The 26652-nt window shown below is 72.9% G+C and carries 23 protein-coding genes and 3 pseudogenes; 13 read left to right on the top strand and 13 right to left on the bottom strand.

The window, feature by feature from the left end:
* Positions 1–13 precede the first annotated feature (13 nt).
* Positions 14–907: pseudogene (locus ACFXI4_RS18205) on the bottom strand (D-alanyl-D-alanine carboxypeptidase family protein); the annotation flags it as partial.
* Positions 908–1000: 93 nt separating this feature from the next.
* Positions 1001–2149 carry a transcription termination factor Rho gene (gene rho, locus ACFXI4_RS18200; RefSeq protein ID WP_384991787.1) on the bottom strand — a complete coding sequence of 383 codons (1149 nt, stop codon included), beginning with the start codon at positions 2147–2149 and terminating at the stop codon, positions 1001–1003.
* Positions 2150–2579: 430 nt separating this feature from the next.
* Here rho and ACFXI4_RS18195 point away from each other — a divergent pair.
* The 3 genes and pseudogenes from ACFXI4_RS18195 (at position 2580) to ACFXI4_RS18185 (ending at position 6028) form a co-directional block, all read left to right on the top strand.
* Positions 2580–3813 (top strand): annotated as a pseudogene (locus tag ACFXI4_RS18195) (cytochrome P450).
* Between the two features lie 438 nt (positions 3814–4251).
* Complete coding sequence (locus ACFXI4_RS18190; protein ID WP_384991785.1) at positions 4252–5181, top strand: hypothetical protein; 930 nt, start codon at positions 4252–4254, stop codon at positions 5179–5181.
* Positions 5182–5269: 88 nt separating this feature from the next.
* Positions 5270–6028, top strand: coding sequence for a class I SAM-dependent methyltransferase (locus ACFXI4_RS18185; protein ID WP_384991782.1), 759 nt, complete (start codon positions 5270–5272; stop codon positions 6026–6028).
* Here ACFXI4_RS18185 and ACFXI4_RS18180 read toward each other — a convergent pair.
* The 4 genes from ACFXI4_RS18180 to ACFXI4_RS18165 all read right to left on the bottom strand — a co-directional run bounded on the left by ACFXI4_RS18180 (position 5998) and on the right by ACFXI4_RS18165 (position 9956).
* A complete protein-coding gene (locus ACFXI4_RS18180) occupies positions 5998–6741 on the bottom strand; it encodes a GntR family transcriptional regulator (protein ID WP_384991780.1) in 744 nt (247 codons plus the stop codon). The genes ACFXI4_RS18185 and ACFXI4_RS18180 overlap by 31 nt on opposite strands.
* A gap of 116 nt (positions 6742–6857) precedes the next feature.
* Complete coding sequence (locus ACFXI4_RS18175; protein WP_384991777.1) at positions 6858–8024, bottom strand: serine hydrolase domain-containing protein; 1167 nt, start codon at positions 8022–8024, stop codon at positions 6858–6860.
* 240 nt (positions 8025–8264) lie between these two features.
* Positions 8265–9233, bottom strand: a complete 969-nt coding sequence (locus tag ACFXI4_RS18170; RefSeq protein WP_384991774.1) for an acetylxylan esterase — start codon at positions 9231–9233, stop codon at positions 8265–8267.
* Positions 9234–9368: 135 nt separating this feature from the next.
* Positions 9369–9956: a DUF3592 domain-containing protein gene (locus tag ACFXI4_RS18165; RefSeq protein ID WP_362727396.1), complete on the bottom strand. Its 588-nt coding sequence runs from the start codon at positions 9954–9956 to the stop codon at positions 9369–9371.
* 290 nt (positions 9957–10246) lie between these two features.
* On the opposite strand from ACFXI4_RS18165, the gene ACFXI4_RS18160 reads away from it, so the two are divergent.
* The 3 genes from ACFXI4_RS18160 (at position 10247) to ACFXI4_RS18150 (ending at position 12718) form a co-directional block, all read left to right on the top strand.
* Positions 10247–10879 carry a cysteine hydrolase family protein gene (locus tag ACFXI4_RS18160; RefSeq protein ID WP_384991771.1) on the top strand — a complete coding sequence of 211 codons (633 nt, stop codon included), beginning with the start codon at positions 10247–10249 and terminating at the stop codon, positions 10877–10879.
* 169 nt (positions 10880–11048) lie between these two features.
* Positions 11049–11972 carry an NADP-dependent oxidoreductase gene (locus ACFXI4_RS18155; RefSeq protein ID WP_384991768.1) on the top strand — a complete coding sequence of 308 codons (924 nt, stop codon included), beginning with the start codon at positions 11049–11051 and terminating at the stop codon, positions 11970–11972.
* Positions 11969–12718 carry a GNAT family N-acetyltransferase gene (locus ACFXI4_RS18150; RefSeq protein WP_384991765.1) on the top strand — a complete coding sequence of 250 codons (750 nt, stop codon included), beginning with the start codon at positions 11969–11971 and terminating at the stop codon, positions 12716–12718. The genes ACFXI4_RS18155 and ACFXI4_RS18150 overlap by 4 nt, the downstream gene beginning before the upstream one ends.
* Here ACFXI4_RS18150 and ACFXI4_RS18145 read toward each other — a convergent pair.
* A complete protein-coding gene (locus tag ACFXI4_RS18145; protein WP_384991763.1) occupies positions 12679–13143 on the bottom strand; it encodes a MarR family winged helix-turn-helix transcriptional regulator in 465 nt (154 codons plus the stop codon). The genes ACFXI4_RS18150 and ACFXI4_RS18145 overlap by 40 nt on opposite strands.
* A 149-nt stretch (positions 13144–13292) precedes the next feature.
* Here ACFXI4_RS18145 and ACFXI4_RS18140 point away from each other — a divergent pair.
* Together ACFXI4_RS18140 and ACFXI4_RS18135 are read left to right on the top strand one after the other, a co-directional pair.
* A pseudogene (locus ACFXI4_RS18140) lies at positions 13293–14308 on the top strand (hypothetical protein).
* Positions 14309–14341: 33 nt separating this feature from the next.
* Positions 14342–15127 (top strand): putative protein N(5)-glutamine methyltransferase, encoded by a 786-nt coding sequence (locus tag ACFXI4_RS18135; RefSeq protein WP_384991760.1) that lies wholly within the window; start codon positions 14342–14344, stop codon positions 15125–15127.
* On the opposite strand, the gene ACFXI4_RS18130 is transcribed toward ACFXI4_RS18135, so the two are convergent.
* Both ACFXI4_RS18130 and ACFXI4_RS18125 read right to left on the bottom strand, forming a co-directional pair.
* Positions 15124–15858, bottom strand: coding sequence for a hypothetical protein (locus ACFXI4_RS18130; protein ID WP_384991758.1), 735 nt, complete (start codon positions 15856–15858; stop codon positions 15124–15126). The two genes, ACFXI4_RS18135 and ACFXI4_RS18130, sit on opposite strands and share 4 nt — an antisense overlap.
* Positions 15859–16008: 150 nt before the next feature.
* A complete protein-coding gene (locus ACFXI4_RS18125; protein ID WP_384991756.1) occupies positions 16009–18093 on the bottom strand; it encodes a SpoIIE family protein phosphatase in 2085 nt (694 codons plus the stop codon).
* Positions 18094–18366: 273 nt separating this feature from the next.
* Here ACFXI4_RS18125 and ACFXI4_RS18120 point away from each other — a divergent pair, with 273 nt between their 5' ends.
* The 4 genes from ACFXI4_RS18120 (at position 18367) to ACFXI4_RS18105 (ending at position 22415) form a co-directional block, all read left to right on the top strand.
* Entirely contained in the window at positions 18367–19236 is an 870-nt protein-coding gene (locus tag ACFXI4_RS18120; protein ID WP_384991753.1) for a hypothetical protein, read from the top strand.
* 124 nt (positions 19237–19360) lie between these two features.
* Positions 19361–19729 (top strand): hypothetical protein, encoded by a 369-nt coding sequence (locus tag ACFXI4_RS18115; protein WP_362725048.1) that lies wholly within the window; start codon positions 19361–19363, stop codon positions 19727–19729.
* Between the two features lie 105 nt (positions 19730–19834).
* Positions 19835–21850, top strand: a complete 2016-nt coding sequence (locus tag ACFXI4_RS18110; protein WP_384991750.1) for an FAD-dependent oxidoreductase — start codon at positions 19835–19837, stop codon at positions 21848–21850.
* A 22-nt stretch (positions 21851–21872) separates the two neighbouring features.
* Positions 21873–22415 (top strand): PadR family transcriptional regulator, encoded by a 543-nt coding sequence (locus tag ACFXI4_RS18105; protein WP_362725053.1) that lies wholly within the window; start codon positions 21873–21875, stop codon positions 22413–22415.
* 7 nt (positions 22416–22422) lie between these two features.
* Here ACFXI4_RS18105 and ACFXI4_RS18100 read toward each other — a convergent pair whose 3' ends face one another.
* Both ACFXI4_RS18100 and ACFXI4_RS18095 read right to left on the bottom strand, forming a co-directional pair.
* Positions 22423–22989, bottom strand: coding sequence for a hypothetical protein (locus ACFXI4_RS18100; protein ID WP_362725056.1), 567 nt, complete (start codon positions 22987–22989; stop codon positions 22423–22425).
* 169 nt (positions 22990–23158) lie between these two features.
* Positions 23159–24121, bottom strand: coding sequence for a fibronectin type III domain-containing protein (locus ACFXI4_RS18095; protein ID WP_384991747.1), 963 nt, complete (start codon positions 24119–24121; stop codon positions 23159–23161).
* Positions 24122–24507: 386 nt separating this feature from the next.
* Between ACFXI4_RS18095 and ACFXI4_RS18090 the strand changes: the two genes are divergently transcribed.
* Complete coding sequence (locus tag ACFXI4_RS18090) at positions 24508–25194, top strand: glycoside hydrolase family 75 protein (RefSeq protein ID WP_384991745.1); 687 nt, start codon at positions 24508–24510, stop codon at positions 25192–25194.
* 432 nt (positions 25195–25626) lie between these two features.
* Here the strand turns inward: ACFXI4_RS18090 and ACFXI4_RS18085 are convergent, their stop codons facing one another.
* Positions 25627–26037, bottom strand: coding sequence for a PTS-dependent dihydroxyacetone kinase phosphotransferase subunit DhaM (locus tag ACFXI4_RS18085; protein ID WP_384991742.1), 411 nt, complete (start codon positions 26035–26037; stop codon positions 25627–25629).
* Positions 26030–26629 carry a dihydroxyacetone kinase subunit DhaL gene (dhaL, locus tag ACFXI4_RS18080; RefSeq protein WP_384991739.1) on the bottom strand — a complete coding sequence of 200 codons (600 nt, stop codon included), beginning with the start codon at positions 26627–26629 and terminating at the stop codon, positions 26030–26032. The genes ACFXI4_RS18085 and dhaL overlap by 8 nt, the downstream gene beginning before the upstream one ends.
* Positions 26630–26652: the final 23 nt, after the last annotated feature.

Below are 26652 nucleotides of genomic sequence, written 5' to 3'. Positions count from 1 at the left end.
GAGGGTTCATCACCGTCACGATCAGGGTGCGCCCGCCCCGCTTGGCGGCGGCGACCAGGGTGTTGCCGGCGTTGGTGGTGTAGCCGTTCTTGATCCCGATCAGGCCGGGATAGCGCGGCACGCCGTCCTCGCCTGTCAGCAGCCGGTTGGTGTTCTGGATGCCGAAGGACCATCCGGCGTCGGCGGGGAACTGGGCCGAGGCCGTGGAGCAGTACCGGGCGAAGTCCTGGTTGCGCAGCCCGGCGCGGCCGAACACCGCCAGGTCGAACGCCGAGGAGACCTGGCCCGGTGCGTCGTACCCGTCGGGGGACTCGACGTGCGTGTCGAGGGCGCCCAGGGAACGCGCCTTGGCCTGCATCAGGGAGACGGTGCGGTCCCAGCCGCCGTCGAGTGCGGCCAGGACGTGCACGGCGTCGTTGCCCGAGCTGAGGAAGACCCCGCGCCACAGGTCGGACACGCGGTAGGTACGGCCCTCCTCGACGCCGACCAGGCTGCTGCCCTCCTCGACGTCCGCCAGCTCCTGGTGGGTCACCCGGTGTTCCAGACCGCCCGGCAGGACCGGCAGCACGGTGAGCGCGAACAGGGTCTTCAGGGTGCTGGCGGGCGGCAGCGCGTGGTGCGCCTCGTTCGCCGCCAGCACCTGGCCGCTGGCCGCGTCGGCGATCAGCCAGGACAGTGCCGAGACGTCCGGGACCTCGGGCACCCCGGCGTGCGGCCGAACCTGTGTCCCGGAGTGGTAGAGCAGGGACGGCCCGGGCACCGCCGCGCGCGGGGGCGGGGCCGGGTCCAGCGCCGCGGTGGCGTGGGCGGCCGTGCCGGACGCCAGCGTCAGCAGGCCCGCCACGCAGAGGGCGCAGGCCGACACCGCCGCTCGGCGAGGAAATCGGTCAGGGAATCCGATCGTCATACGATCAACGTAGGAAGAGTGGCGGTTTCCGGCGCGCAGCCTGGGCCGGACGAGGGTCCTGAGCAACCCGGATGCCGCACGCCCGGCCGTGTGTCAGCCCGTGGGCAGGGTCGGCCGGACACGGTGCAGGAAGGTGGTGTTGTCCGGCGTCCCGCGCATCCGCTCAAGGAGCGTCTCCAGGCCGGAGGGGACCCCCTCCCGGCTCTGCAGGGCCCGGCGCAGTCCGCGTACGACGGTCAACTCGGAGGGGGAGAGCAGGAGTTCCTCGCGCCGGGTGCCGGAGGGGGTGATGTCCACGGCCGGGAAGACCCGCCGGGAGGCCACTTCGCGGTCCAGGCGCAGCTCCATGTTGCCGGTGCCCTTCAGCTCCTCGAAGAAGTAGCCGTCGGCACGGGAGCCGGTGTCCACCAGGACGGTGGCCAGGATGGTGAGCGAGCCGCCCTCCTCCGCCTTGCGGGCGGCTCCGAAGAACCGCTTGGGGCCGAGCAGCGCGCCCGCGTCGACGCCACCGCTGAGGGTACGGCCGTTGGTGGCGGCCGCGTTGTTGTGGGCCCGGCACAGCCGGGTCAGGGAGTCCAGGAGGATGACGACGTCCCGGCCGTCCTCGACGAGCCGCTTGGCGCGCTCGACGACGAGTTCGGCGAGGGCGATGTGCTCCTTGGCGGGCCGGTCGAAGGTGGAGGCGTACACCTCGCCCCGGACCGAACGCCGCATGTCGGTGACTTCCTCGGGGCGCTCGTCGAGCAGCAGCACCATGAGGTGGCACTCCGGGTGGTTGCCGGCGACGGCGGCGGCGTACTGCTGGAGCAGCACGGTCTTGCCGGTCTTCGGCGGGGCCACGATCAGTCCGCGCTGGCCCTTTCCGACGGGGGCGAACAGGTCGGTGACCCGCCCGGCGAGCCCCGCGGCGGGGTGCTCGAGGCGGATCCGCTCGTACGGGTGCAGCGGGGTCAGCTCGCGGAAGTGACGCCGGCCGCGCAGCTCTTCGGGCCTACGGCCGTTGACGCGCGTGACCTCGGTCAGGGCGCGCTGGCCGCCCCTGAGGCCCTCGACGAGGTCGCCCCCGCGCAGGCCGTGACGGCGGATCAGCGCGGCGGAGACCTGCGGGTCGGCCGGGGAGGACAGGCAGCTCGTCGCCCGCAGCTGTCCCTTCCCGCCCGCGTCGACGGCGAGGACACCGGTCACGGGCCGGACGGCGTTCCGGTCCTGCTGCTGTACGGGGGGTTCGAGTGTGGTGGTCATGAGAGGTGGTCCTTTCGGGGACGGAAGACAGAGGAGAAGGGGGAGTGGGCCGCGAGCGGGAGGCGTGCGCACAGGCCTCCGTGCGGCGGGAACGACACCTCGGGGAGGGCAGAAGGACCCAGGTCACAAGGTGGTGCGGAGAAGCCGGTGAGCCGGTCGGAGACGACGGGCGATACGGCTGGAGGGGTGGAACCGGCACTCGGCGCCCGACAGGGGGCGTCCACAGGTGCTGATCGCACTATACCCAGGGTTCCGCCATCCTCAACATGGCACCGGTCACCGATATTCCCGTCCTCGGTGCCCCCTCGGTGCCCTCGGTGGCCGCCCGTCACCCCGGGCCCGACGCGACTGGCCGGGAAACGCGGCTTCCCCAGGGGCGCGGGCGCCTACGATCGGCCGTGCCCGCCTGCCCCACGCGTCAGGAGACCCGGTGGAGACCTCGCCCGTGCCGCACCGCCTGGACCCCGCCGGCGGCTGTCCGCACGCCGACAACGCCAGGCTGCTGGCGCGCGGCGCCGTGACGCCGGTCGTCCTGCCCGGCGGTGTCGAGGGCATGGCCGTACTCGGGCACGAGGCGCTCAGGGAGTTCCTCCAGCATCCGGAAGTCGCCAAGGACGCTCGGCACTTCACCGAGCTGCGGGAGGGCCGGATCGCCACCGGCTGGCCCCTGCTGACCTTCGCCACCGTCCGGGGCATGACCACCGCCGACGGTGACGACCACCGCAGGCTGCGCCAACTGGTCAGCCGTGCCTTCACACCGCGCCGGGTAGAGGAACTGAGGCCCCGGATCGAGGAGTTGACCGCATCACTGCTCGACGGGCTGGAGCGCGCCGCGGTGGACGGCGTCGCCGATCTGCGCCGGCATTTCGCGCTGCCGCTGCCCATGGACGTGATCGGTGAACTCCTGGGAGTGGACGCCCGGTTCCGCCACCGGCTGCACCAGCTGTCCAGCCGGGTCGTGGCCACCGGCATCGAACCGGCCGAGGCGGTCGCCGCGAACCGGGAACTGGTCGCCGTCCTCCGCCGTGGCCGCGGACCGGACCGAGCACCCCGGCGACGACCTCACCAGCGCCCTGATCGCCGCACGCGACGAGGACGGCGACCGGCTGGGCCAGGAGGAGCTGACCGGCACCCTGGTACTGATGATCATCGCCGGGCACGAGACCACCCTCAACCTGATCACCAACGCCGTGCGCGCCCTGTGCGGCCACCGCGACCAGCTCGACCTGGTGCGCGAGGGCGAGGCGGGCTGGGCGGACGTGGTGGAGGAGACACTGCGCTGGGACGCGCCGGTCAGTTGCTTCCCGTTCCGCTACCCCGTGCGGGACCTGGCCCTCGGCGGCACGGTGATCCCCGCCGGGACCCCGGTCCTGGCCGGCTACTCCGCCGCCGGCCGGGACCCGGAGGCGCACGGACTGGACGCCGACCGGTTCGACGTCACCCGGCCCGCCCGCCCCGACGCCGTCCGTCATCTCTCTCTCGGCCACGGCGCCCACTACTGCCTGGGCGCCCCGCTGGCCCGACTGGAGGCCACCGTGGCCCTGGAGCGGCTCTTCGACCGCTTTCCCGACCTGGACCTGGCCGTGCCCGAGGGCGGGCTCGCCCGGGAGGCCGGCTTCGTCGGCAACAGCGTCCACGCCCTCCCGGTGCGCCTTCGCGGCTGAGCCGCATACCAGCCGTGCCCACCCCCGATGGCCCTTCCCTGACGCATGTGTCGTTCTGGCCGCGAGCCCCACCTGCGTGGCCGCCACTTCGGCGGCTCGGGACGAGGGACTTGGCAGTCATGGGTCGGGTGGCCGGGAAAACCGCTTTCATCAGGGGAACGGGAGCCGGAACCGGCCGCGCGTCCGGGCAGGGCCTCGGACCTGCCGTGATCAGCACCATCGCGATGAGCGCGGCGTCCTCCGCGCCGGTCACCGTGCTGCCGGTCCGCAGGAACACGGCGCGGGTGGCGGCCCGGGCGCCGGGGCAGCCCGCCTCCGCCTGACGTGTCGTCGGCTCCGGGCCACCGGGAAGTCGTGGGCCGGCAACGAATGTCCGCAATCCATAACGGTCATGGCCGGGAGGGGACTTGATGTCGCGTAATGCCTTATCTTCACGACATGTCCACGCCACCGGAGCAGTCGCCGTCCTCTCCGCAGCAGCCGCCGTCGACTCCTCAGCAGCCCCCGCAGCAGCAGCCGTCGCCGCCCGCACAGCCGCCGGACCAGCCGCCGGCTCCGGCGCCCCAGCCGACCGCGTATCCGTATCCGAACCCGCAGTCGCCGCCGCCCCCGCAGAACCCCTACGCCCAGCCGACCCTCGTCAACCAGCCGGTGCCGCCCCCGCAGCAGGGCAACCCCTACGCCGTGCAGCCCGGTTACGGCTACCCGCCCCCGGCCGGACCGCCGTCCGCCGGCCAGAACGCGGCCGGAAGAGCCGTGCTGTGGGCGGTCGTGGGAGCGGTGGTGGCCTCCGCGGGCTGGGCGGCCGCCCTCCTCCTCACCGGTGGTCTCGGCGGCAGCGCGGACCTGCGCGGCTATCAGGCGCCCGCGAACCTCTGCTCCGGCGCGGACTACTCCTCGTTCGAGGACGAGTACCCCGACGCCGACTCGGCCCCCACGAAGAACGCGCTGAAGGACCCGGCCCTGGACCAGAGTTACTGCAGCATCACGCTCAAGAAGACCGGGTCCAGCTACGCGGACGCCTACCTCTCGATGCAGGTCGACCTGCACAAAAAAACGGACCCGGCGCCGGAGTTCACGGCCACCTGGAAGAACTACGGCGACAGCCACACCGACTACGACGTGAGCCCCGTGCAGGGCATCGGCGACGAGGCCTACCTGGTCACCGAGGACACCAGCAGCGGCTCCACCACCAGCGGCTCGCGGTACGCCACGCTCGCGGTGCGGGACGGCTGGATGACCTACACGATGAGCTACAGCGCCTACTTCTCGTCGTACGACAGCGACACCGACCCGCCGGCCCTCGACGACGTGACGGGCTGGCTGAAGACGGACACCAAGTCCACGCTGGAGCAGCTCAAGGACTGACGCTCAGCAGACCCGGCGAGGGGGCGGCCCGTCGCGCGGGCCGCGCCTCCGACGGGTCGGCTGCCGGTCGCTCCCGTAAGCTGGCCGGATGTTCAGCCCCGATGGCCCGAGTCTGCGCGAGCTCACCGTCCAGGCACTGTCCTCGGTCGAGCGCGGCTACGACCTGCTGGCCCCGAAGTTCGACCACACCCCCTTCCGGACCCCGGACTCGGTCCTGGAGTCGGTCGCCAAGGCGCTCACCCCGCTGGGCCCGTACCCGGACGGCCTCGACCTGTGCTGCGGCACCGGCGCCGGTCTGGACGTGCTGGCCCAGGTGTGCCCGACCAGCGTCACCGGCGTCGACTTCAGCGCCGGCATGCTCGACATCGCCCGGCGGCTGCCCCCGCCCGACGGGCCGGACGTCCGCTGGGTGCGCGCGGACGCCCGGGCCCTGCCGTTCGGGCCGGTCTTCGACCTGGTGGTCAGCTTCGGGGCGTTCGGGCACTTCCTGCCCCGGGAGCTGCCCGGACTCTTCGGCCAGGTCCACTCGGTCCTGCGACCGGACGGCGTCTTCGCCTTCCCGGTGCCGGCGCCACCGCGCCCCACGCGCCCCGGGTTCTGGATCCTGCTCGGCTTCGACGCGGTGATGCGGGTACGCAACGCCCTGTGGCGGCCGCCCTTCGTCATGTACTACCGGGCCTTCCGATTCGGGTCCGTGCTGGGGGAGTTGGAGCGGGCGGGGTTCTCGGTGGAGCTGTGCGCGCTGCCCGGGTTCGGGCGGCGTGACGACGGCAGCCCGCGCGCCCGGCTCGTCGTGGCCAGGAAGACCGGCGCGGGTCAGCCCGCGGCCGGGACCGTGAACTCGTAGACCAGTGTCTCCTGCTGGGCGTCCACCACGAGGTCGGTGATCTCCAACGGACGGGCGTACTGGTCGTGCACCCGGCGGGTCACCAGGACCGAGGCCGCGTTCGCGATCTGGCTGATCGAGTCCCGGTGGTGCAGCGTGAGGCCGGCCTTGCGCATCCAGTCGTAGGCCCGCCGCAGTTGGGCGGCGGCCGCGCCGTCGGCCCGGTCCCGGTAGCGGCCCAGTTCCTCGACCTCGGTCAGGGCGACGGCGGAGAAGGAGGTCACCGCGGTGCGCAGGGCGCGGCCGTCGGGTGCGGCCGACTCGAAGCGGTGGACCAGGGTCGGCCGGTGCGGGGCCAGACCCAGGGCCGCCGCGTGCTCCGGTGGCGGCTCCTCCCAGGTCACCGTGGCGCGGTCGACCGCGCCGTGCTCCGTGCTTCCGGCGCCCACCGGGAACGCCAGGGAGACCGGGCTCTCCACCGGCCGTCCGGGCAGCGTGGCGTGACTGCCCCGCCGGTCGGTGGCGACCAGGCCGCTGTGCCGCAGCACCTCCAGCGCCTGCCGGACGGTCTCCCGGCTGACGCCGAAGTGCTGTGCCAACTGCCGTTCCCCCGGCAGTCGTTCGCCCGGCGGGATGGTTCCGGCGCGCAGCTCGCCGAGCAGCTGTGTCGCGATCCGCCCGTACAGGGGCTGCTCTTCGTTCTCGGAGTGGTCGTGGTGGGTGGTGCGGACCATGCCGCGCCTCCTGTTGGTGACAAGACGTAGCCGTGCGGGCTCATTGCGCGACCAGATCTAGCATTGGTCTAAACCATCAGGGAAGGGCGGCTCACAGGTTCGGCCGAAACCGAGCCTCAAAGGCTCGCGTAGAGGGCGGTCACCAGGGCCGTCTTCCGGGGGTCGTCCGCGATCCGCGGCCCCATGCGGTTCATCACGTACCCCAGCGAAACCCCTGCCTCCGGATCGGCCAGCCCGCACGAACCGCCGAAGCCGTCGTGCCCGAAGGCCCGTGGGTTCGGTCCGTAGGAGCCGTTCGTCCCACTCAGCCACAGACCGAGCGCCACCTCGGTCTCGTGCTCGAAACCCGCCCCCAGCACCAGGTCACGGCAGCTGCCCTGCCCCTCGCGCACCCGCTCGGCGGCCTCCGGCGACAGCAGGCGCAGACCGCCGAACTCGCCGCGGCCCGCGAACACGCCGTACAGCGCGGCCACCGCCCGTGCCGTGCCGTGACCGTTGGCCGCCGGGTTCTCGGCCGCCCGCCACTCGGGCGTGTTCGCCGCGCCGGCGCCCACTCCCGGGTTGGCCAGTGCCGCCACCGCCGCCGGTGCCAACTGGCTGAAGATCGCAGCCTGTTCGCTGTCGGACATGACCCGTGGATGGTCCAGCACCGCCGCCCGTCCGGTCTCCTTCTCCGGCAGCCCGACGGTGAAGTCGATGCCCAGAGGTCCGGTCACCTCCCGCTCCAGGAACGCCCCCGGCAGCAGCCCCGACACCCGCCGCACCACCTCGCCGACCAGGAACCCGTAGGTGATCGCGTGATATCCGGACCGTGTACCCGGCTCCCACCAGGGCTCCGTCGCCGCCAGCCGGGAGGTCGTCAACTCCCAGTCGTACAGCTGCTGGAGCGAGTGCGGCTCCCGCAGCCCGGACAGTCCGGCCCGGTGCGAGAGCAGATGCCGGACGAGGACCCGCTCCTTGCCCGCCGCCGCGAACTCGGGCCAGTAGTCGGCCACCGGCGCGTCGAGGTCGAGCAGCCCCCGGTCGGCCAGGATGTGCGCACAGAGGGCTACCGGGCCCTTCGTCGTCGACCAGACGTTCACCAGGGTGTCGCGCTCCCACGGCCGGGTGTGTCCGGGCTCAGCCCAGCCGCCCCACAGATCCACGACCGTCTCGCCGTCGACCGTCACCGCCACGGCGGCGCCCAGCTCCCCACGGTCCCGGAAGTTCCCCTCGAAGGCCTCCCGTACCGCCGCGAAACGCGGCTCGCAGTGACCGTGGACCAGCGGCTCGTGCTCGGACATGCGCCCTCCGTCGTACGCCGGAAAACCCGGACCGCCACGCCGCGACCCGGGCACTCCGAACGTACCGACTGGTCGGACTGGAGGGAAGGGTGGCGGGCGGACGCGCATCTGCTCCCCGTGGCCGACGCGGCGCTCGACACCATGGCCACCCTCTCGGCGGACGGCTCGCGAGGCGCGGCGACGATCGGGCGGCCGGTGTGACGTGCGACAGCCGTCCGGGAGCAGGTGTTCCACGTCCCCTCAGGCGTGGGCGCGCAGCCAGCGCAGCTTCGCCGCCTCGTGGTACGGGCCCCCGCCCTCGTGGTCGTTGAAGTCGTACACCTCGATCTCCTTGTCCTCGTGCGCCCAGGCGTTGAAGGCCGAGAACACCGTGGACGGCGGACAGGTCTGGTCCTCCAGGGCCGCCGAGAACAGCGCCGGGGCCCGGCCGCGCGCCGCGAAGTGCACACCGTCGAAGTAGGACAGGGTGCGCTGCACGTCCGCCGAGCGGCCGCGGTGCGTCTTGAGGAACAGGGCGATCTCGCGGTAGGGATGGCGGTCCGTCACGGTGACGGCGCGCGGGAAGTCGCAGAGGAACGGCACGTCCGGCGCCACCGCCACCAGGTCCGGGACCAGCCCGCCGACCGCGATGCTGATCCCGCCGCCCTGGCTGGCGCCGAGCGCCACCGTCCGCGCCGAGTCGGTGAGCGGGTGCGAGCGGGCCGCCTCGACCGCCCGGACCGCGTCCGTGTACACCCGGCGGTAGTAGTAGTTCTCGGGCGCGTCGATGCCTCGCGTCATGAACCCGGGGAACGCCGGCCCGCCACCCACCGGGTCGGCGGTGCCGCCCCCGCCGCCCCAGGCGCTGCCCTGGCCCCGGGTGTCCATCACGAAATGCGCCCGCCCGGTGGACGCCCACAGCAGGTTCTCGTGCGCCAGTCCGCGCCCGCCGCCGTAGCCGACGAACTCCACGATCAGCGGCAGCGGTCCGGTGGCCCTGGCAGGCAGCCGCAGCCAGCCCTTCACCGGGTGGCCGCCGAACCCCGCGAAGGTCACGTCGTACACGTCGACCGTGGACAGCCCGGTGTCGACCGGTTCGAAGCGGGCGTCGAGGTCGTGCCCGCGGGCTTCCTGGAGCGTCCTGGACCAGAAGGCGTCGAAGTCCTCGGGCGCCGCCGACGTGCTTCGGTGCTCACGGAGTTCGTCGAAGGGAAGGTCGAACAGGGCCATCAACAACCGCCTTTGGGCGCAGGGATCATGCCGGTGATCACACCGTACGCGGGCGGCCGGACGGGTCGCCAGGCCTCCGCGCCGCTGTCACAGGAGGTCAGACACGGTGGACGCGGCGCAGCGGAGGGCGGGACCTCAGGTCCGGCCGCGGGTCCAGTCCGGTCCGGTGCGGGCCCACTCCTGTTCCCACTCGGCGAGCCGGCGCCGCAGCGCGACCCGGCGGACGACCCCGTGACCGAGCAGCACCACGGCCGTGGCGCCGCCCGCCCCGCACAGGCCCACCGTGACCGTGTGCTGCCAGACGGCGACCTCGTCAGGCGGTGGGGCGACACTGTGCCCCCGGCGGTCGAACCACACCTCGACCCGGTCACCGGTCCTGGTCCCCGCCGGCACCCGGGCCAGCGCGGTCCTCGTCCCCTTGCCGGGTTCGGTCCAGCGGACGTCGGTCTGGTAGGCGTGCTCCCGGTCGCCGCCCTCCGCCGACGGCAGCTGCTCCGGCGCGTCCCCGACGACCGACGCCCGTACCATGTGCCGCTCGGCCCGCTGAGCCGTGGCCACCGACCGCGCCTGATCATGGGCCCACAGCCCCGCCACCGCCCCCACCAGGGGCGCACCTATGCACAGCAGGACCGCGACGGACAGCGCGATCCATGCCTCCACCTGGTCGGACTTGCGCCGCAGCGGGTTGTACCGCCAGCGCCAGCCACGCACTCGGGTACGCATGTCGACCTCCTCGCCGCCACGGGAGCCGTAGGGCCGGACAGCCGGTCCGCAGCTCCAGCGTGCCCCCCTTGCACGCGAGCGTCCACACGGTGTGCCACCCCCGTACGGCGCAGCGGGCCCACCTGACGGCGTAACCAGGGCGAAAACGGCCGACGTGTACGTTCCGTGCCGCGCCGCACCGAGGGCGGCCCTCTCCGCCGACAGGCGCCGGGGGGCGGCGGCTTTCATCATGAAGATGCACGTGGTGCGCGCTTGGCTCTTCGGCGTGGCGAGCCGGGAGAGGACTGGTCATGTCGACACCTGAGCAGGCTTACGAACCTGAACTCACGGGGTTGCTCGTCGTCGACCCCTACAACGACTTCCTGTCGGAGGGCGGCAAGCTGTACGAACGCAGCCGTTCCACCCTTGAGGGGCGCGATGTCGTCGAGCACATGCGGCAGGTCCTCGCCGCCGCTCGGAGGGCCGGAACGCAGGTCTTCATCGCCCCGCACCACCGCTGGCGGGAAAGCGATCCGTACAGCCACTGGAAGACGATTCCTCCCGTTCAGGCGTCCGCCGCCGAGGGGCGGATTTTCGCCGACGGCACCTGGGGCGGCAGCTTTCACCCCGATTTCGAGCCGCGTCCCGGCGAGGTCGTCGCGCACGAGCACTGGATGTCGTCCGGATTCGCCAACACGGACCTCGACCTGCAGCTCAAGAAGCACGGCGTCCGCAAAGTCGTCCTGATCGGCATGCGCGCCAACACCTGCATCGAATCCACCGTGCGCTTCGCGGCGGAACTCGGCTACGAGGTCACGGTGGTGAAGGACGCCATCGGCAGCTTCGGGTTCCCCGAGATGGACGCGTCACTGCGCTTCAACATGCCCTCCTACGCGAGGGCCATCGTCCCGACCGACGAAATCGTCGCGGGACTGTCAGCCTGAAAGGCCGCCGGCTCGGCGGCCACGGCCCGCGTGCGCCCAGGTCAGAGCCCCGATCATTGCGGCCGTATGAAAGATTCGAGGGCGCGGGAATAGCGTCCCGGCGATCCTCCTTGGCCCAGAGAGCCGGTACCGGGAAACCGGTGACAGCATCTGAGAGCGAGGAAGAACGATGCCCAAGGCGTACGTCTACACCAGGCACGGCGGGCCCGAGACCGAGGCCTTCGTCGATGTGGACCGGCCTGTTCCCGCCCCCGGTGAGCTGCTGGTCGCAGTGCGGGCGGCGGGGGTCAACCCCGTCGACTGGAAGCTTCGCAACGGCTTCCGCCGGCCGGGCGAGGGCGAGGCGCGCTTCCCGGTCGTGCTCGGCAGCGAGGCCGCCGGGGTGGTCGAGGAAATCGGCGCGGGGGTGACCGGGTTCGCCGTCGGCGACGAGGTCTTCGGCAACGCACCGGCCGGTGCGTTCGCCGAGTACGCCCTGCTGACGGCGTCCGTGACGGCGCACAAGCCCGCCGCGCTGTCCTTCACCGACGCCGCCACCCTGCCGGTCGCCGCGGCCACCGCCTACGACGGGGTGCGCCAGCTCGACCTGCCCGAGGGTGCGACCCTGCTGGTCACCGGTGCGGGCGGCGGAGTCGGCGCGGCGGCCCTGCAGATCGCCCGGGCCTGGGGGCTGCGGGTAGTGGGCGTGGCGAGCGAGGCCAAGAAGGACTTCGTGGAGGGGCTCGGCGCGGTGCACGTGCCCTCCGGCCCCGGCCTGGCCGAGCGGGTGCGGGCCGCCGCGCCCGCGGGGGTGGACGCGGTGTACGACCTGGTGGGCGGTGAGGTGCTCGCCGAGGCGGCCGGCCTGATCGAGGACCGCGCCAAGCTGATCACCGCGGGGGCCGCCCCGGACACCGTGGCCGCGCTGGGCGGCAGCCGGGTCGAACGCGCCCGTACCGCGGCGGTCCTCGACGAGGTGGCCGAACTGGTCGTGGGCGGCGAGCTGGACCCCTACGTCTCGCGGACCTTCCCGCTCGAGGAGGCCGGCCAGGCGCTGCGCACCGTCGAGGACGGGCATGCGCGCGGCAAGATCGTGATCGAGGTCGCCGCATGAGCGTCCCTGGTCCCCGCCAGGGCGCGCCGCACGTCCTGGACAATCCCGCTCTCGCCTCGCTGACCGGCCCGCACGCCCTCTTCGCCGAACGGCGTGGACGGATCCTGCGCTACCCCGTCGACGTCTCCCCCTGGCTGGCGCTGCCCGGCGAGCCCGACGCCGACGACTGGGCCGATCTCGCCGCCCTGGCCGGGCCCGGCACGGAGGTCGGGCTGCCCGGCTACCGCGGTGACCTCCCCGACGGCTGGGAACTCACCATGAACATCCCGGGCGTGCAGCTGGTGGACGAGGGCATGGAGGCCGTACCGGAGCCGCAGGCGGTGCGCCTCGGTCCGGCCGACGTACCCGAGATCCTCGACCTGATCGAGCGGACCCGGCCGGGCCCCTTCCTGCCCCGCACCATCGAACTCGGCACGTACCTGGGCATCCGCCGGGACGGGAGGCTGGTCGCGATGGCGGGGGAGCGGCTGCACCCGCCGGGCTGGACCGAGATCAGCGCGGTCTGCACCGATCCGGCGTACCGGGGCGAAGGCCTGGCGACCCGGCTGATCCGGGCGGTCGCGTACGGCATCCGGGCCCGCGGCGAGACCCCGTTCCTGCACACCGGAGCCGGGAACACCACCGCGATACGGCTGTACGAGTCCCTCGGCTTCCGGCTGCGCCGTCGTACCGCGTTCCTCGCGGCCCGGGTGCCGCAGACGGTCGGTCAGTCCTCGCCGGTCCCCGCGGACGCCCCCGCGTTGTAGCGCTCCAGGTACCCGGCGAACCTGACCAGGTCCTCCTCGGGCCAGTCGGCCAACCGCTCCCGGAAGGCGGTCCGGCGGCTGCGCGTGACCTGGGCCAGGATCTCCTGCCCGGCCTCCGTGAGATGCAGTACCTGGACCCGGTGGTCCTCCGGGTCCAGGCGCCGCTCGATCAGCCCGGCCCGTTCCAGCGACCCGACCTGCCGGCTGACCGTCGACTTGTCCAGCGCGTAGTGCGCGGCCAGGTCGGTCGCCCGGCAGCCGCCGCGCTCCTCCAGATGCCCGAGGAGCGTGTACGACACCAGTGACAGCTCGGGATGCATGCGCCCGGCGGATGCCCGGGCCCGGCGCGCGAAGGCCGTCATCTCGTACTGGATGGTCTCGACGGCCGCCTCGGCCGCCGTCGCCCCGGCCGTCGGCACGTTCATGGGATACCTCCTCCGACGTTCTAGTTGCATAGTACAACTTCAGCAGGAGTTGTATATGCCAACCAATTTCCCGGAAGGTCTGGAGGTCGTGCGCGACGAGGTCACCGGCGCTGCGCCATGTGCTCACGCACCTGATCACCCCGCTGCTGATGTGCCTGGGCATGGGGCTCGCCTACATGGGGGCGTTCGTCCACCCGGAGCCCACCACATGCCCGTCGCCGTGATCGGTGCCGGCCCGAAGGCGAAGGTGTTCGCGCAGACCGTCAAGGACACCGCGGGGGACCGGCTCGACGTCCGAACCGTCCCGTCCCGCGCCGCGGCCGTCGACCTGCTCACGTCCCGTACCGTCGCCGGCGCCTACGTGCCGAGCACCGAGGCGCCCGAGCTGATCGTCGCCAGTGCAGCCGCCGACACCGACGCCACCGCCGTCGAGAAGGCCTTCACTTCCGTCGCCGCCCACGAGGGCGCTCCGCTCAAGGTCACCGACGTGGCCCGGCCGGTCGCCGAAGACCCCACGGGTCAGGGCCTGTTCTTCCTGCTCATCGCGGTGAGCATCGGTTCCTGCGGTTCGGTCGGCGCGCTCGGCGCGGCCGGCGGCACGCTCCCCATGCGGATCCGTGCCCTGCTCGCGCTCGGCGTCTCCGCCGTCGTCGGCGGGATCGGCACCCTGCTCGCCGGACCGGTGTTCCACCTCGCCCACCACGACCTGGCCGGCGTCTGGGGCCTGGCCTGGCTCTACTCGGCGGGCATCCTGCTCATCGGCGTCGGCCTGCACACCTTCCTGCAGCGGTGGACCACGCCGGCCATGATGGTGCTGTTCGTGATGCTCAACTTCACCAGTTCCGGCGGGTTGTTCCGCCCCGAGCCGCAGAACGGCTTCTTCGGCACCCCGCACGCCTTCTGGAACGGCGGCGGCTTCGTCGAGGGCGTCCGCAGCCTGCTGTACTTCGGCGACGACGGCCTGCGCCGCGAGGTCGTGACCCTCGCGGTCTGGCTGCTGGCCGGCCTCGTACTCACCGCGGTCGCGGCCCTCTGCGAGCGGGCCAGGGCCCGGGCCGCGCGTCCGGCCGCACCGGCCTCGGCCGCCGCTCCCACGGCACGGGCGCGGGCGGACGAGGCGGAGGCGGCCGCGGTGACCGAGGAAGAGGAGACGGTCGGCGTGTGACCGACCGAGCGGCCGCCGGATAGGCTCTCGGCGATGCTCTCACTCTCCGACACCACCGCCGTCGTCTCCGCGCTGCGCGCCGCGGGCTGTGTCTTCGCCGAGGACGAGGCGGACCTGATCCTGGCCACCGCCCGTACCCCGGACGAGCTGGCCACCATGGTGGACAGGCGAGCCGCCGGACAGCCCCTCGAACACGTCCTCGGCTGGGCCGGCTTCCACGGGCTGCGGGTGCTCGTGGGGCCCGGCGTCTTCGTGCCCCGCCGCCGGACCGAGTTCCTGGTCGACCAGGCCCTGGCCCAGGCCCCGGACGCGTCCGTGGTGGTGGACCTGTGCTGCGGCTCCGGCGCGGTGGGCGCGGCCCTCGCCGCCGCCCTCGGTGACGCCGAACTGCACGCCGCCGACATCGAACCGGCCGCGGTCGACTGCGCCCGGCGCAACATCGCCCCCTACGGCGGCCACGCCCACCGGGGCGACCTGTTCGACGCGCTGCCCGCCGCCCTGCACGGCCGGATCGGCATCCTCGCGGCCAATGTGCCCTACGTCCCCAGCGGCGAGGTGGGCCTGCTGCCCGCCGAAGCCCGCGACCACGAGCCGCTGGTCGCCCTGGACGGCGGCGGCGACGGCCTGGACGTGCTGCGCAGAGTCGCCGCCGGAGCGCCCGAGTGGCTCGCGCCCGGCGGCTGCGTCCTCGTCGAGACCAGTGAACGCCAGGTGGCGGCGGCCCTCGAAGCGTTCGCCGCCGCGGGCCTGACGGCCCGGCTCGCGGTCTCGGAGGAGCTGTACGCCAACGTCGTGGTGGGCGTACGGGACCAGGGTTAGGTCGTCGCCCCGCTCGCCGAGGGGCCCGGTGACGGCGAGCGGTCACCGGGACGCTGCCACGGCCCGTGGTGGTCGTGCATGCCGCCCCGGCCCATGCCCCTGAAGTCACCGGAGAAGGCGGCCGCGGCGGTCAGCTTGCCGTCGTCGCCGCGGGTGCCGACCAGGAACGCCTTCGTGTCCTTCTTGAGCGAGCCGTCGTCGCCGCGCACCTTGACGCCCGAGCCCACCGTCCACGTCCACGACGCACCGTCGGCGCTCTTCACCGTGACCTGGTCGTCGGCCACCTTCTCGACGGTGCCCCGCTGCCAGACGCGTACCACGTACCTGCCGGTGTCGGGGTCCTTGACGGTCGCCTCACCGTGCACCCCCAGGCCGCCCATGCCGAACCGGCCGTGCCCGGGGCCGTGCCCGTCCGGGGCGGCGGGCGGCGACGGTGCGCCCGAGGCGGCGGGCGGTGTGCCGGAGCCGCTCGCGCCGGATCCGGCGGCGAACGCCACGGTGCCGCCCAGGGCCAGAGCCCCGGCGACGAAGGCCACGGTCACGGCACGCGCGCGGGCCGGCTGCCGGCGCCACAGATCGCGTACCCGCCGGCCCGGGTCACGGTCCGGTCCGGGTCCGGCGAGCACTTCCCGGTGCGGGCCGGCCTGCGGGGGATGGCCCGGCACCGGCGGGACCGACGGGTCGGTTCCGCCGCCGTCACGGCGGTGTTCCTGCTCCGGTTCGTGCGTCACGGCTCGCTCCCATCGGCGAACGGCACGCGGCATAGCGAGGCATGCCTGTCTGTGAATTGTCCGGGTTCGCCGATAAGAATTCGGTAACGAGTCCCTGTGAACGCGATGCAACCGCTGTCGGGCGGCCCCGGGGCCACCCCCACCCCCCGGCTAGGGCAGCAGTTCCTGCACCCGCGCGATGAGCAGCGCCACGTCGTCGTGGTTGTCGGGGTGGTGCAGCTCCCGCAGCAGCAGGTCGCAGACCTCCTCCAGCGGCCGGGCGGGGCCGCCCAGGAGGGCCAGCAGCGCGTCCAGCCGCTCGTCCAGCGAGTGGCTGCGGGTCTCCACCAGACCGTCGGTGTAGAACACCAGCTCGTCACCGGGCTCGAAGTCGACCGCGGTGGTGGCGAAGGGGATCCCGCCGACGCCCAGCGGGACCCCGGTGGGCAGGTCGAGCAGTTCCGGCGGCCGGCCGGGACGGACCCGGACCGGCGGCAGATGGCCGGCGTTGGCGATCCAGCACTGCCGCAGCAGCGGGTCGTGCACCGCGTACACGCAGGTCGCGATGGAGTGGTCGAGGCCGGAGGTGGTCTTGTCCAGGTGCTCCAGCAGGACGGCCGGGTCGAGACCGAGGGAGGCCAGGGTGTTGGTCGCGGTGCGCAGCCGGCCCATCGTCGCGGCCGCGTTGATGCCGCTGCCCATCACGTCGCCCACGACGAGGGCCGTTCTGCCTCCGTCCAGCGGGATGACGTCGAACCAGTCGCCGCCCACCTCGACGGTGGCGCCGGCCGGCTGGTAGCGGGAGGCGACCTCCAGACCGTTGGTGACCCGGGGGTGGGTGGGAAGCAGGCTGCGCTGGAGGGTGAGCGCGGTGGTGCGGGCGTTCTGGTACCAGCGGGCGTTGTCGATCTGCACGGCCGCGCGGGCTGCCAGCTCGCGGGCCAGCAGCAGATCGTCGTCGTCGAAGGGCGCCGGGTGACTGGCGGTGCGCTTGAGGTCGAGGGCGCCCAGCACCTCGCCGCGGGCGATCAGGGGCACGGCCAGGTACGAGTGCAGCCCTGCCCGCGCCAGCAGCGCGGCCGCCTCGGGGGAGCGGGCGATCCTCGGCAGGTCCTCGTCCCGGACCTGCCGCACCAGGACCGCCTCGCCGGTCCGTACGCACTCGGTGACCAGCCGGTCGGGGGCGTACCGGGCGACCGTGCCCGGCACGTCGGCCGCCCGCACCGCGTCCGCTCCCCGCTCGGCGCGCACGGCGAGCGCGCGGAGCACGGCCGGCTCGGCCGGGCCGAGCGTGCTGCGCCGGCCCTCGACCACGGTGTCCAGCAGGTCCACGGCCGCCACGTCGGCCAGCTCCGGTACCGCGACGTCGGCCAGCTCGGCGGCCGTGCGCTCCAGGTCGAGCGTGGTGCCGATCCGGGTCGAGGCGTCGGCGATCACAGCCAGGCGCCGGCGCGCGTTCTCGGCCTCGACGCCGGCCCGGTAGGGCTCGGTGATGTCCACCACCGAGATGGCCACGCCCAGGACGTTGTCCAGCGCGTCCTCCAGCCGGTAGACCGACAGGGACCAGATGTGCTCCTCGTCCGGGTCGGCCGGCGTCCTGCCCACGATCGACTGGTCGATCAGCGGCTCACCGGTCCGCAGCACCCGCAGGTAGGCCGACTCCAGGGCGTCGGCGTCCAGGAGCGGCACCACCTCACGCAGCGTCCGCCCCAGATGTTCCTCGACCGGGACCCCGTTGATCCGCTCCAGCGCGGGGTTGACCGAGACGAACCGCAGCTCCGTGTCGAGGACGGCCAGCCCGATCGGTGACTGCTTCACGATCCGCTCGGACAGCGCCACGTCCTGTTCCAGGCGGCGCACCGTCGACTGGTCGGCGGCCAGACCCAGCGCGAACACGTCGCCGTTGTCGTCGGTGAGCCGCATGTTGCGGAACTCCACCACATGGGTGGTGCCGTCCTTGTGCAGGATCGGGAAGCCGCCCGCCCAGCTCCGCCCGGTACGCATCACGTCCGCGAACAGTTTGCCGACCAGTTCGATGTGGCGTTCGTCCACCATCAGCCGGGCCGCGTACTGCCCGAGCGCCTCGTGGGCCGAGTAGCCGAACAACTCCTCGGCCTGGGGGCTCCACAGCGCGATGCGTCCCCTGGAGTCCAGCACGACCGAGGCCACGCGCAGGACGTCGAGCAGCCCGCCCGGACGCACGGGGCCGCGCACGGGCTCCAGGCCCCCGGGTCCCGACACCTCGGCTCGACTCATTCCACGCACCGCCTTCGAACCTGCGCACGGCACGCCGTCCCCCGTGCCGACTCTCCTTGTTCTATCGCGCTCACTCCCGACTCTCCGACGCAGCCGCCGACTTTTCCACCATCTCTCAACACGGCGGCGTCCGTGCGGCGAAACCGGCACCGGGGCGGCACGGGCCCGAGTTCACCTTCCCGTTCCGTCGCCGGTCTGTACATGTCTGTCAGGAGCACGCCAGACTGACCGCCGCACGCGCGTCCCACCCCCCGAACCGAGGAGTAGGCTTCCATGCCCGCGTCCACCCGGCAACGTTGTCGCGCAGGCCTGACCGCCCTGGTCGCCCTGGCCGCGGCCTTCGCCCTGTCGACCGGCCCGGCGTCCGCCGCCGACACCTGGACCGAGACCGGCTCCGACCGCGCCGACCCGCTCACCGAGAGCCAGGGGCTGACCTCGGTCGAGGTCCCCGCCAACAGCGCCAACCGATACACCGGCATCGGCACCATCCCGATCGGCGTCTCCGGTCGGGGCTGGAACCACGTCGGCGATCCCGACGAGTCCTACGACGGCTACTACGTCGAGCCCTACCAGGCGGACTCAGGCACCGCCAAGATGTACCGGGTGCAGGCCCCCGGCGGCGCCTGGTCCGAGTACGTGCACACGCTCGCCACCGGAGAGGCCCTCAACAACTCCTGGGACGCGATCTCGCCCGACGGCCAGTACATGCTCTCCGGCGAGTACGGCACGATGACCCGCTTCCTGGTCTTCCCCACGCCGGGTGTCAACAAGAGCACCTCGCCGTCCGCGAACCTCCCGCTGGCCTCCGTCGTCAGCCTGGACCACGCGGTGCGTGACGTCCAGGGCTGCGACTTCTCCGGCGCGACCACGCTGCTGTGCTCCTCGGACGACCCGGACGGCAGCCTCTTCGGGTACGCCAAGCCGCTGCTGCAGATCGACCTGTCCGCCCAGCCCGGCACGGGTGGCGTCAGCGGCCACGTCACCGCCCTGCGCCAGCTCCCGCTGCGCAGTTCCTGCTCGGGCACCTTCGAGGCCGAGGGCGTCGACTTCGACCGGCGCACCGGCACCCTGCGCGTCATCGTGATGTCGCCCGGGTTCTGCATCCTCACGGACAGCAAGACGTACAGGTTCACGCGGGGCTGACTTCCCCGCCCGGGCGGTGCGCCGGGTGATGCACCACCTGGCAATCGGTGCTTTTCTGTTGGCATGGCGCGGTTCGCGGGGGAACCCGGGTGACCGCGCCATCGCCATGAGAGGAGCGATCACCATGGGTCCTGAGCGACTGCACGAGGAACCCGTCTCGCTTGAGATCAGCGGGTGCAGCAAGGAAGACGCCCGGATCGTGTTCGACGCGCTGTGCCAGTGCTTCGAGTCCGACCGTGAGGCCGAGGACGTGCCCCAGCAGCTCCACGAGAGCCGCCCCATGGTGTGGCTCGGCACGTTCGAGGTCACCGACGCCCACGAGTGCACCCCGCCGCCCCGGCTCGCGGCCTCGGTCGAGGCCGACGCGCAGGGCGGTTACTGGGCGATCGACCGGCTCCGTACGACCCTCGACTCCCTGTTCACGGTCCGCAACCTGTCCTCCGTCTCGGGCGACCAGGAGAGGGAGCTGCACGTCCTGCTGGAAAGCCGGTGACCGGTGATCTGAGACACGTCACCCCGGAGCCTTTGTGCAACTAGTTGCATAATTCGTGCGCGGTCCTCTAGAACTGCTGTGAAGACACCGCGCACGGAGGTTCCGATGAGCCCGTACCCGCACCTGTTGAAACCCCTCGACCTGGGCTTCACCACGCTGCCCAACCGCGTGCTCATGGGCTCCATGCACGTGGGCCTGGAGGAGGCCGAGCGCGGCTTCGAGCGGATGGCGGAGTTCTACGCGGCCCGGGCCCGCGGCGGAGTGGGCCTCATCGTCACCGGCGGCATCGCACCCAACGAGGAGGGCCGGCCCTACGAGGGCGGCGCCAAGCTCACCACGGAGGAGGAGGCCGCACAGCACCGGACCGTCACCGGGGCCGTGCACCGCGACGGCGGCCGGATCGCGCTGCAGATCCTGCACTTCGGCCGCTACGCCTACCACCAGGACCTCGTCGCGCCCAGCCCGCTCCAGGCCCCGATCAGCCCCTTCGCGCCCCGTGAACTCACCGACGAGGACGTCGAGCGGACCATCGACGACTACGTCCGCACCGCCCGCCTCGCCCGGCGGGCCGGCTACGACGGCGTCGAGATCATGGGCTCCGAGGGCTACCTCGTCAACGAGTTCATCGCCGCCGGGACCAACCGCCGCACCGACCGCTGGGGCGGGTCGTACGAGAACCGGATGCGGTTCCCCGTCGAGATCGTCCGGCGGGTGCGCGAGGCCGTCGGCACGGACTTCATCATCGTCTACCGGCTGTCCATGCTGGACCTGGTCCCGGGCGGCTCCTCCCTGGACGAGGTGATCACCCTCGCCAAGGCCGTCGAGGCCGCCGGGGCGACCCTCATCAACACCGGCATCGGCTGGCACGAGGCCCGGATCCCCACCATCGCCACCTCGGTGCCGCGCGGCGCCTACACCTGGGTCACCAAACGGCTGATGGGCGAGGTCGCCGTCCCCCTGGTCACCACCAACCGCATCAACACCCCCGAACTCGCCGAGGAACTGCTCGCCGACGGCACCGCGGACATGGTCTCCGTGGCCCGGCCGATGCTCGCCGACCCCGACTTCGTCGCGAAGGCCGCGGCCGGCACGCCCGAGGCGATCAACACCTGCATCGGCTGCAACCAGGCCTGCCTCGACCACACCTTCAGCGGCAGGATCACCTCCTGCCTGGTCAACCCGCGTGCCTGCCACGAGACCGAACTGGTCCTCGCACCGACCAGGCGGCGCAAGAAGGTCGCGGTCGTCGGCGCGGGACCGGCCGGCCTGGCCTGCGCGGTCTCGGCCGCCGAACGCGGCCACCAGGTGACCCTGTTCGACGCGGCGGCCGAGATCGGCGGCCAGCTGAACGTGGCCCGCAAGGTCCCCGGCAAGCAGGAGTTCGACGAGACGCTGCGCTACTTCCGCCACCAGCTCGACGCCCACGGCGTGGACGTACGCCTGAACACGACCGTCGAGCCCGGGGACGTGACCGGCTTCGACGAGGTCGTGGTCGCCACCGGCGTCACCCCGCGCACCCCCGACATCCCGGGCGTCGACCACCCCCGCGTCCTCGGCTACCTCGACGTGCTGCGCGACGGCGCCCCCGTCGGCGACCGGGTCGCGATCCTCGGTGCCGGCGGTATCGGCTTCGACGTGGCCGAATACCTCACCGACGGCGGCGACAAGGCGAGCGAGGACCCGGCGACGTACTTCCGGCACTGGGGCGTCGACACGGACTACCGGAGCGCCGGCGGCCTCGCCGTGCCCGAGCGCCCCGCGCCCCCGCGCACCGTCCACCTGCTCCAGCGCCGGACCGGCAAGGTCGGCGCCGGACTCGGCAAGACCACCGGATGGATCCACCGTGCCGAACTCAAGCACCGGGGCGTCACCATGGTCCCGGGCGTGCGGTACGACCTGATCGACGACGCCGGACTGCATGTCACCGTCGACGGGGAGAGCACCGTCCTGGAGGTCGACACCGTCGTGCTGTGCACCGGGCAGGAACCGCGCCGGGACCTGTACGAGGAGCTGGTCGCCGCCGGTCGCAGCGCGCACCTCATCGGAGGCGCCGACGTCGCCGCCGAACTGGACGCCAAGCGGGCCATCAAGCAGGGCACCGAGCTGGCGGCCGCCCTGTAGGGGCCGTCCCTAGGATGGGCCCATGTCACTCCCGCACGCCATCCTCACCGCCCTGCTGGAGAAGCCGTCGTCGGGGCTGGAGCTGACCCGCAGGTTCGACCGGTCGATCGGCTACTTCTGGTCGGCCACGCACCAGCAGATCTACCGCGAGCTGGGAAAGCTGGAGGCCGAGGGCTACATCCGCACCCTGCCCACCGAGCAGCCGGCCCGCGGGCAGAAGAAGAGCTACGAGGTGCTGCCCGCGGGCCGTGCCGAACTGGCCCGCTGGACCGCCACCGCCCAGGACCCCAAGCCGCAGCGGGACGTGCTGCTGCTGCGGCTGCGCGCGGCGGCGGTGGTCGGCACCGACGGGCTCGAAGCCGACCTGCGCCGCCATCTGGAGCTGCACCGAAGGCAGTTGGCCGAGTACGAGGAGATCGAGCGGCGCGACTTCCCGCCGGGCAAGGACGCCCCCGAGGACCGGCTGCGGCACCTGGTACTGCGGGCCGGCATCGACCTGGAGTCCTTCTGGACGGGGTGGCTCGACCAGGCCCTGCGGGAGTTCGGCGGACTTCCCGGAGGCTGACGGGGGGTCAGAGCCGGTACGGCTTGGACCGCTTGCGCAGGTACCAGCCGGTGGCGATGACGCCCGAGCCGACCAGCGCCGCGCCGACGCCCAGCGTGAGCGGACCGTAGTCGCGGGCGGCACCGCCCAGGCCGCCCATCACGCCCCGGGACGGTGCGGCCGACCTGCCGGTGGAGGGGGTCGTCGGCGGTGCCGCGGCGGTCGGCGGTGCCGCGGCGGATGCGGACACGATCACCGACTGGGTGCCCGCCGTACCGCCGTTGGAGCAGACGACGACCACCGTGTAGGTGCCGGGCGACACGCCCGACCAGGCGGCGGACTGGCTCACCGTGGTGCCCGCCAGGGCCGCCTGCCGCCCCTGGGCGAAGGAGGTCTGGCCGCTGTTGAGCAGCGAGGCGTTGCCCCAGCTGCCACCGCTCTGCGTGCAGGCACTGGTGACCACCGAGACCGTGGTGCCGGTGGTGCTCACCGAGATGCCGGTGACGGCGGCGGACGGGCCCGCGAGCCAGGTCGGGAGCGCGGCGGCGGCCGCCAGGGTCAGGCCGGAGCGGAGGAGAAGTCGTGAGTTGCGCATGTGGCTGCCCTCCGGCGGCACGGTAGGCGGAACGTCCCTTGCGCCGCCGAGGATCGGGAGACTCCCGTGCTGCCTCAGGGCTCAGCCAAGGCGGCGGCGGCCCGTGCCGCACCCGGGGGAGGCCGTCCAGGTGATCTGTTCCTCCGTCCGGTCCAGAGCTGGATGCGGTTCACGCCCCGGTCGTGACGGCCGGCTGTGCCGACCACCCGCCCCAGGTACCGTCCGGCAGCCGTGCCCGCAGCCGCACATGATGCACCACCCCATGGTCCCGCCCCACATAGAAGCTGTAGGTCGAGTGGCCTGTGGGCGGGGTGCCGCCCCAGACCAGCGAGGTCGTCGTAGCGCCGTCGAGCCGGATCTGGTATTCCGTGATCACCCCGTCCACGCGCGGCGGGTCCCAGGCCAGGTCGAGGTAGTACGCCCCGCTCTCCTCATGGCTCCCGGCCGTGAACCCGGTCGGCGCGGTGTCCCGGCCGTCGTCGCTGCCCGGTGTGGTCAGGCGCACCGCCACGGCGGCCGGCGAGAGGTTGTCGGCCGCGTCCCGGGCCCGGACCGTGAACACGTAGCGGGTGCCCGGCCGCAGTCCCGTGACCACGGTCGCGGTCTGGTTCCCGCCCACACTGTGGATCTTCGCACCGCCCTGGAAGATGTCGTACGACACCACCGCCCGGTCGTCCTTCGCGGCGTCCCAGGACAGCTGGACCGCTCGGCTGCCCACGGCCCGGCCGCTCGGGTGGGCCGGCCGGGCCGGCGCCGAGCGGTCCGCCGCGACCGCCGCCGGGGTCGTCGCCCGCACCGCGCGGCTGCGCGGACCGAGGCTGCCGTCGTCGCCCCGGGCCCGGACGGTGAACGCATACAGGGTGGACGGCCTGAGCCTGGTGACGTCCACCATGTGCTGCGAACCCGGCACATCACCGACCTTCGTGGTGCCGCGATACACCTCGTAACCGCGGACCCCCGAGCCGGCCGGCAACGCGTTCCACATCACATGCACGCTCGTCGCGCTCCCGGCCGCCGCGGTGACCCCCGACGGGGCGCCGGGCAGCCGGCCGCTGTCGCCGTCGGAGGTCCCGCCCCATCCGCAGGACGTCATGAACAGCAGTGCGCAGACCAGGACGACAACTCGGCGCACGGTTCCGCCTCCCGGGGACGGCAGCACGGCAAAGGTCCGGACCAATATGACCTGCCTGGGATGCGGACATCAAGAGGGCCGTATTGCAGACAGCGGGGGAGAGTTACGTATGCTGAGGGCTCTACGGCCGAACTTCCCGAGACGGAAGGGGAGTTCGCGCCCGTGGCGCGGAACGCTGTCGTCGCTGATCCCGCGCCGACGCGGGTGGCCGGGGTGACTGGGCCGACACCGCCGGCCCGACGCCCCGGCCCCTGACGGAATCTCACGGAGTGTCAGTTCCTTGCTCCGAACGGCCCTGTAAGGCCCCCTCTTCCTGGCCCGGCCGCCCTGACCCCACCACATTGGACCGGTCGACTCCATGTCCCCCACGGAGAGGGTCTCTCATCGTGCGTCTCCAGACGCTGACGCTGGCCACCGCCGGCGCCGCCCTGCTCGCCCCGACCGTACTGTCCGCCCCCGCCGCCTCGCTCACCGCCCCCGGAGCGCGGCACCGGATCACCGCCCCCGACCTGCTGGCCCGGGTGCGTGACTGCACCGAGATCTCCAAGGGCCGCTACCGCACCGACGCCGGAACCGCCGCCACCGTCCCCGTGTGCGGCACCGAGCAGGCCGTCTTCTGGGAGGCCGACCTCGACATCGACTGCGACGGCCAGGTCACCACCCACTGCAACCGCACCGCCGACCCGGCGTTCTCCGCCGCCACCGCCTTCCAGCAGTCCGACGGCCGCCAGCTCAACGCCGAGACCCTGCCCTACGTCGTCGTACCGGGCCCCAGCAGCCGCTGGGACTACCGGGCGTCCGGCATCCGGGGCGGCGCGGTCGCCGCCGTGATCTACCAGGACCGGGTCCAGTACGCCGTCGTCGGCGACACCGGACCGAGCGACATCATCGGTGAGGCGTCGTACGCCACCGCGAAGGGGCTGGGTGTGGACCCCGACCCGCTCGTCGGCGGGGTGCCGTCCGGTGTGACCTACATCGTCTTCAAGGACTCCGAGGTCAAACCCATCGAAGACGGCGAAGCGGCGCAGGCCGAAGGGGAGCGACTGGCCGCGCTGTTCACCGAGGGCGGCTGACCGGCCGCCCTCGGCTGGGAGCGGGCGGCGCCGGGTTCAGACGGCCGCCCAGCCGTTGTCCACCGGCAGGATCGCGCCGTTGATGTGGGCGGCCCCGTCGGTCTTCGCGATGATCAAGCCCGGCCAGTGTCGACAACGCTCGTGATCAATACACCTAGGGCCTGTCCGGCGGATCAGGTCGAAAGGAGCCGACGGTGCCTCGTCAGCGCCGGTGGGCGGCGACGTGGTGGGGCACCTCCCGGACGAAGGCGAGGGGCGTCGACAACCGAGGGCAACGCCGCCGGGGTCCCCTCTGGGGGAGGCCGGCAGACACTACGTCTGCCGCATGACCCCCGGGACATGCCCTGGGGCATGTCCCGGGGCGGTCTCGGGCCGGCCCGGGAGTGTGCCGGGGCCTTCGTGCCGGCCGTCGCCCGGAGGCCCCGGGGGTTGTCAGACCTTGCGGTAGGAGTACGCCTCCGCTGCGGCCGCCTCCACGGCGCCCAGGTCCGCGCCGGTGGCCGCCGTGACCACCGCGGCCACCGCGCCCTCGACGAACGGGGCGTCCACCAGGCGGGTGCCGTCCGGGAGTTCGTCGCCTTCGGCGAGCAGCGCCTTCACCGTGAGCACCGCGCTGCCCAGATCGGTGAGGACGGCTACGCCCGCCCCCCGGTCCACGGATGCGGCGGCACCCGCGATCAGCTCGGCGCTGGTGCCGAGCCCGCCGCCCTCGGTGCCGCCCGCCGCCGCGACCGGTACCGCCGTGCCGCCGCCCGCGAGGCCCTTGGCCAGCTCGGCGACGGAGGCGGCGACCTCCGCGCTGTGCGACACCAGCACGATCCCGACCACCTTGTCGTCACTCACCGGCCGCCTCCTCGAGTCCCGCGACGAGCAGCGCCGACGAGGTGGCGCCAGGGTCCTGGTGACCGATGCTGCGTTCCCCGAGGTAGCTCGCCCGGCCCTTGCGGGCCTGCAGCGGTGTGGTCGCCAGCGCGCCCTCCTCGGCGGCGGCCCGCGCCGCGCCGAAGCCGTCGCCGAGCGCGTCCACGGCCGGCACCAGGGCGTCGATCATCGTCTTGTCGCCGGGCGCGGCCCCGCCGAGCGCCATGACCTTGTCCACCCCGGCCCGCAGCGCCTCGGCGAACTGTGCCTCGTCGACCTCGGACGCGTCGCCGAGCGCCTTGCCCGTACTGCGCAGCAGTGTGCCGTACAGCGGGCCGGACGCGCCGCCGACGGTGGATATCAGCCGGCTCCCGGCCAGCGTCAGCACGGCACCCGGGGTATCGGGCGCGTCCTTCTCCAGCGCGGCCACCACGGCCTTGAACCCGCGCTGGAGGTTGCTGCCGTGGTCGGCGTCCCCGATGGGGGAGTCGAGAGCGGTGAGCCGGTCCGCCTCGCGGTCGACGGAGGAAGCGGTCGCCGCCATCCAGCGGCGGAAGAAGTCGGCGTCGAGCACGGGATCTCCTTGCGTTGCGGTAC

The organism is Streptomyces sp. NPDC059224 (assembly GCF_042754285.1).
Lineage (GTDB): Bacteria > Actinomycetota > Actinomycetes > Streptomycetales > Streptomycetaceae > Streptomyces.
Note: the sequence above shows the minus strand (reverse complement) of the source record. Positions and strands in the feature narration are given on the sequence as shown.

Bases quoted from the DNA above. Each gene is read 5' to 3' on its own strand.
- rho (WP_384991787.1), bottom strand. From the start codon at position 2,149: ATGACCACCACACTCGAACCCCCCGTACAGCAGCAGGACCGGAACGCC.
- ACFXI4_RS18190 (WP_384991785.1), top strand. From the start codon at position 4,252: ATGTCCACGCCACCGGAGCAGTCGCCGTCCTCTCCGCAGCAGCCGCCG.
- ACFXI4_RS18185 (WP_384991782.1), top strand. From the start codon at position 5,270: ATGTTCAGCCCCGATGGCCCGAGTCTGCGCGAGCTCACCGTCCAGGCA.
- ACFXI4_RS18180 (WP_384991780.1), bottom strand. From the start codon at position 6,741: ATGGTCCGCACCACCCACCACGACCACTCCGAGAACGAAGAGCAGCCC.
- ACFXI4_RS18175 (WP_384991777.1), bottom strand. From the start codon at position 8,024: ATGTCCGAGCACGAGCCGCTGGTCCACGGTCACTGCGAGCCGCGTTTC.
- ACFXI4_RS18170 (WP_384991774.1), bottom strand. From the start codon at position 9,233: ATGGCCCTGTTCGACCTTCCCTTCGACGAACTCCGTGAGCACCGAAGC.
- ACFXI4_RS18165 (WP_362727396.1), bottom strand. From the start codon at position 9,956: ATGCGTACCCGAGTGCGTGGCTGGCGCTGGCGGTACAACCCGCTGCGG.
- ACFXI4_RS18160 (WP_384991771.1), top strand. From the start codon at position 10,247: ATGTCGACACCTGAGCAGGCTTACGAACCTGAACTCACGGGGTTGCTC.
- ACFXI4_RS18155 (WP_384991768.1), top strand. From the start codon at position 11,049: ATGCCCAAGGCGTACGTCTACACCAGGCACGGCGGGCCCGAGACCGAG.
- ACFXI4_RS18150 (WP_384991765.1), top strand. From the start codon at position 11,969: ATGAGCGTCCCTGGTCCCCGCCAGGGCGCGCCGCACGTCCTGGACAAT.
- ACFXI4_RS18145 (WP_384991763.1), bottom strand. From the start codon at position 13,143: ATGAACGTGCCGACGGCCGGGGCGACGGCGGCCGAGGCGGCCGTCGAG.
- ACFXI4_RS18135 (WP_384991760.1), top strand. From the start codon at position 14,342: ATGCTCTCACTCTCCGACACCACCGCCGTCGTCTCCGCGCTGCGCGCC.
- ACFXI4_RS18125 (WP_384991756.1), bottom strand. From the start codon at position 18,093: ATGAGTCGAGCCGAGGTGTCGGGACCCGGGGGCCTGGAGCCCGTGCGC.
- ACFXI4_RS18120 (WP_384991753.1), top strand. From the start codon at position 18,367: ATGCCCGCGTCCACCCGGCAACGTTGTCGCGCAGGCCTGACCGCCCTG.
- ACFXI4_RS18115 (WP_362725048.1), top strand. From the start codon at position 19,361: ATGGGTCCTGAGCGACTGCACGAGGAACCCGTCTCGCTTGAGATCAGC.
- ACFXI4_RS18110 (WP_384991750.1), top strand. From the start codon at position 19,835: ATGAGCCCGTACCCGCACCTGTTGAAACCCCTCGACCTGGGCTTCACC.
- ACFXI4_RS18105 (WP_362725053.1), top strand. From the start codon at position 21,873: ATGTCACTCCCGCACGCCATCCTCACCGCCCTGCTGGAGAAGCCGTCG.
- ACFXI4_RS18100 (WP_362725056.1), bottom strand. From the start codon at position 22,989: ATGCGCAACTCACGACTTCTCCTCCGCTCCGGCCTGACCCTGGCGGCC.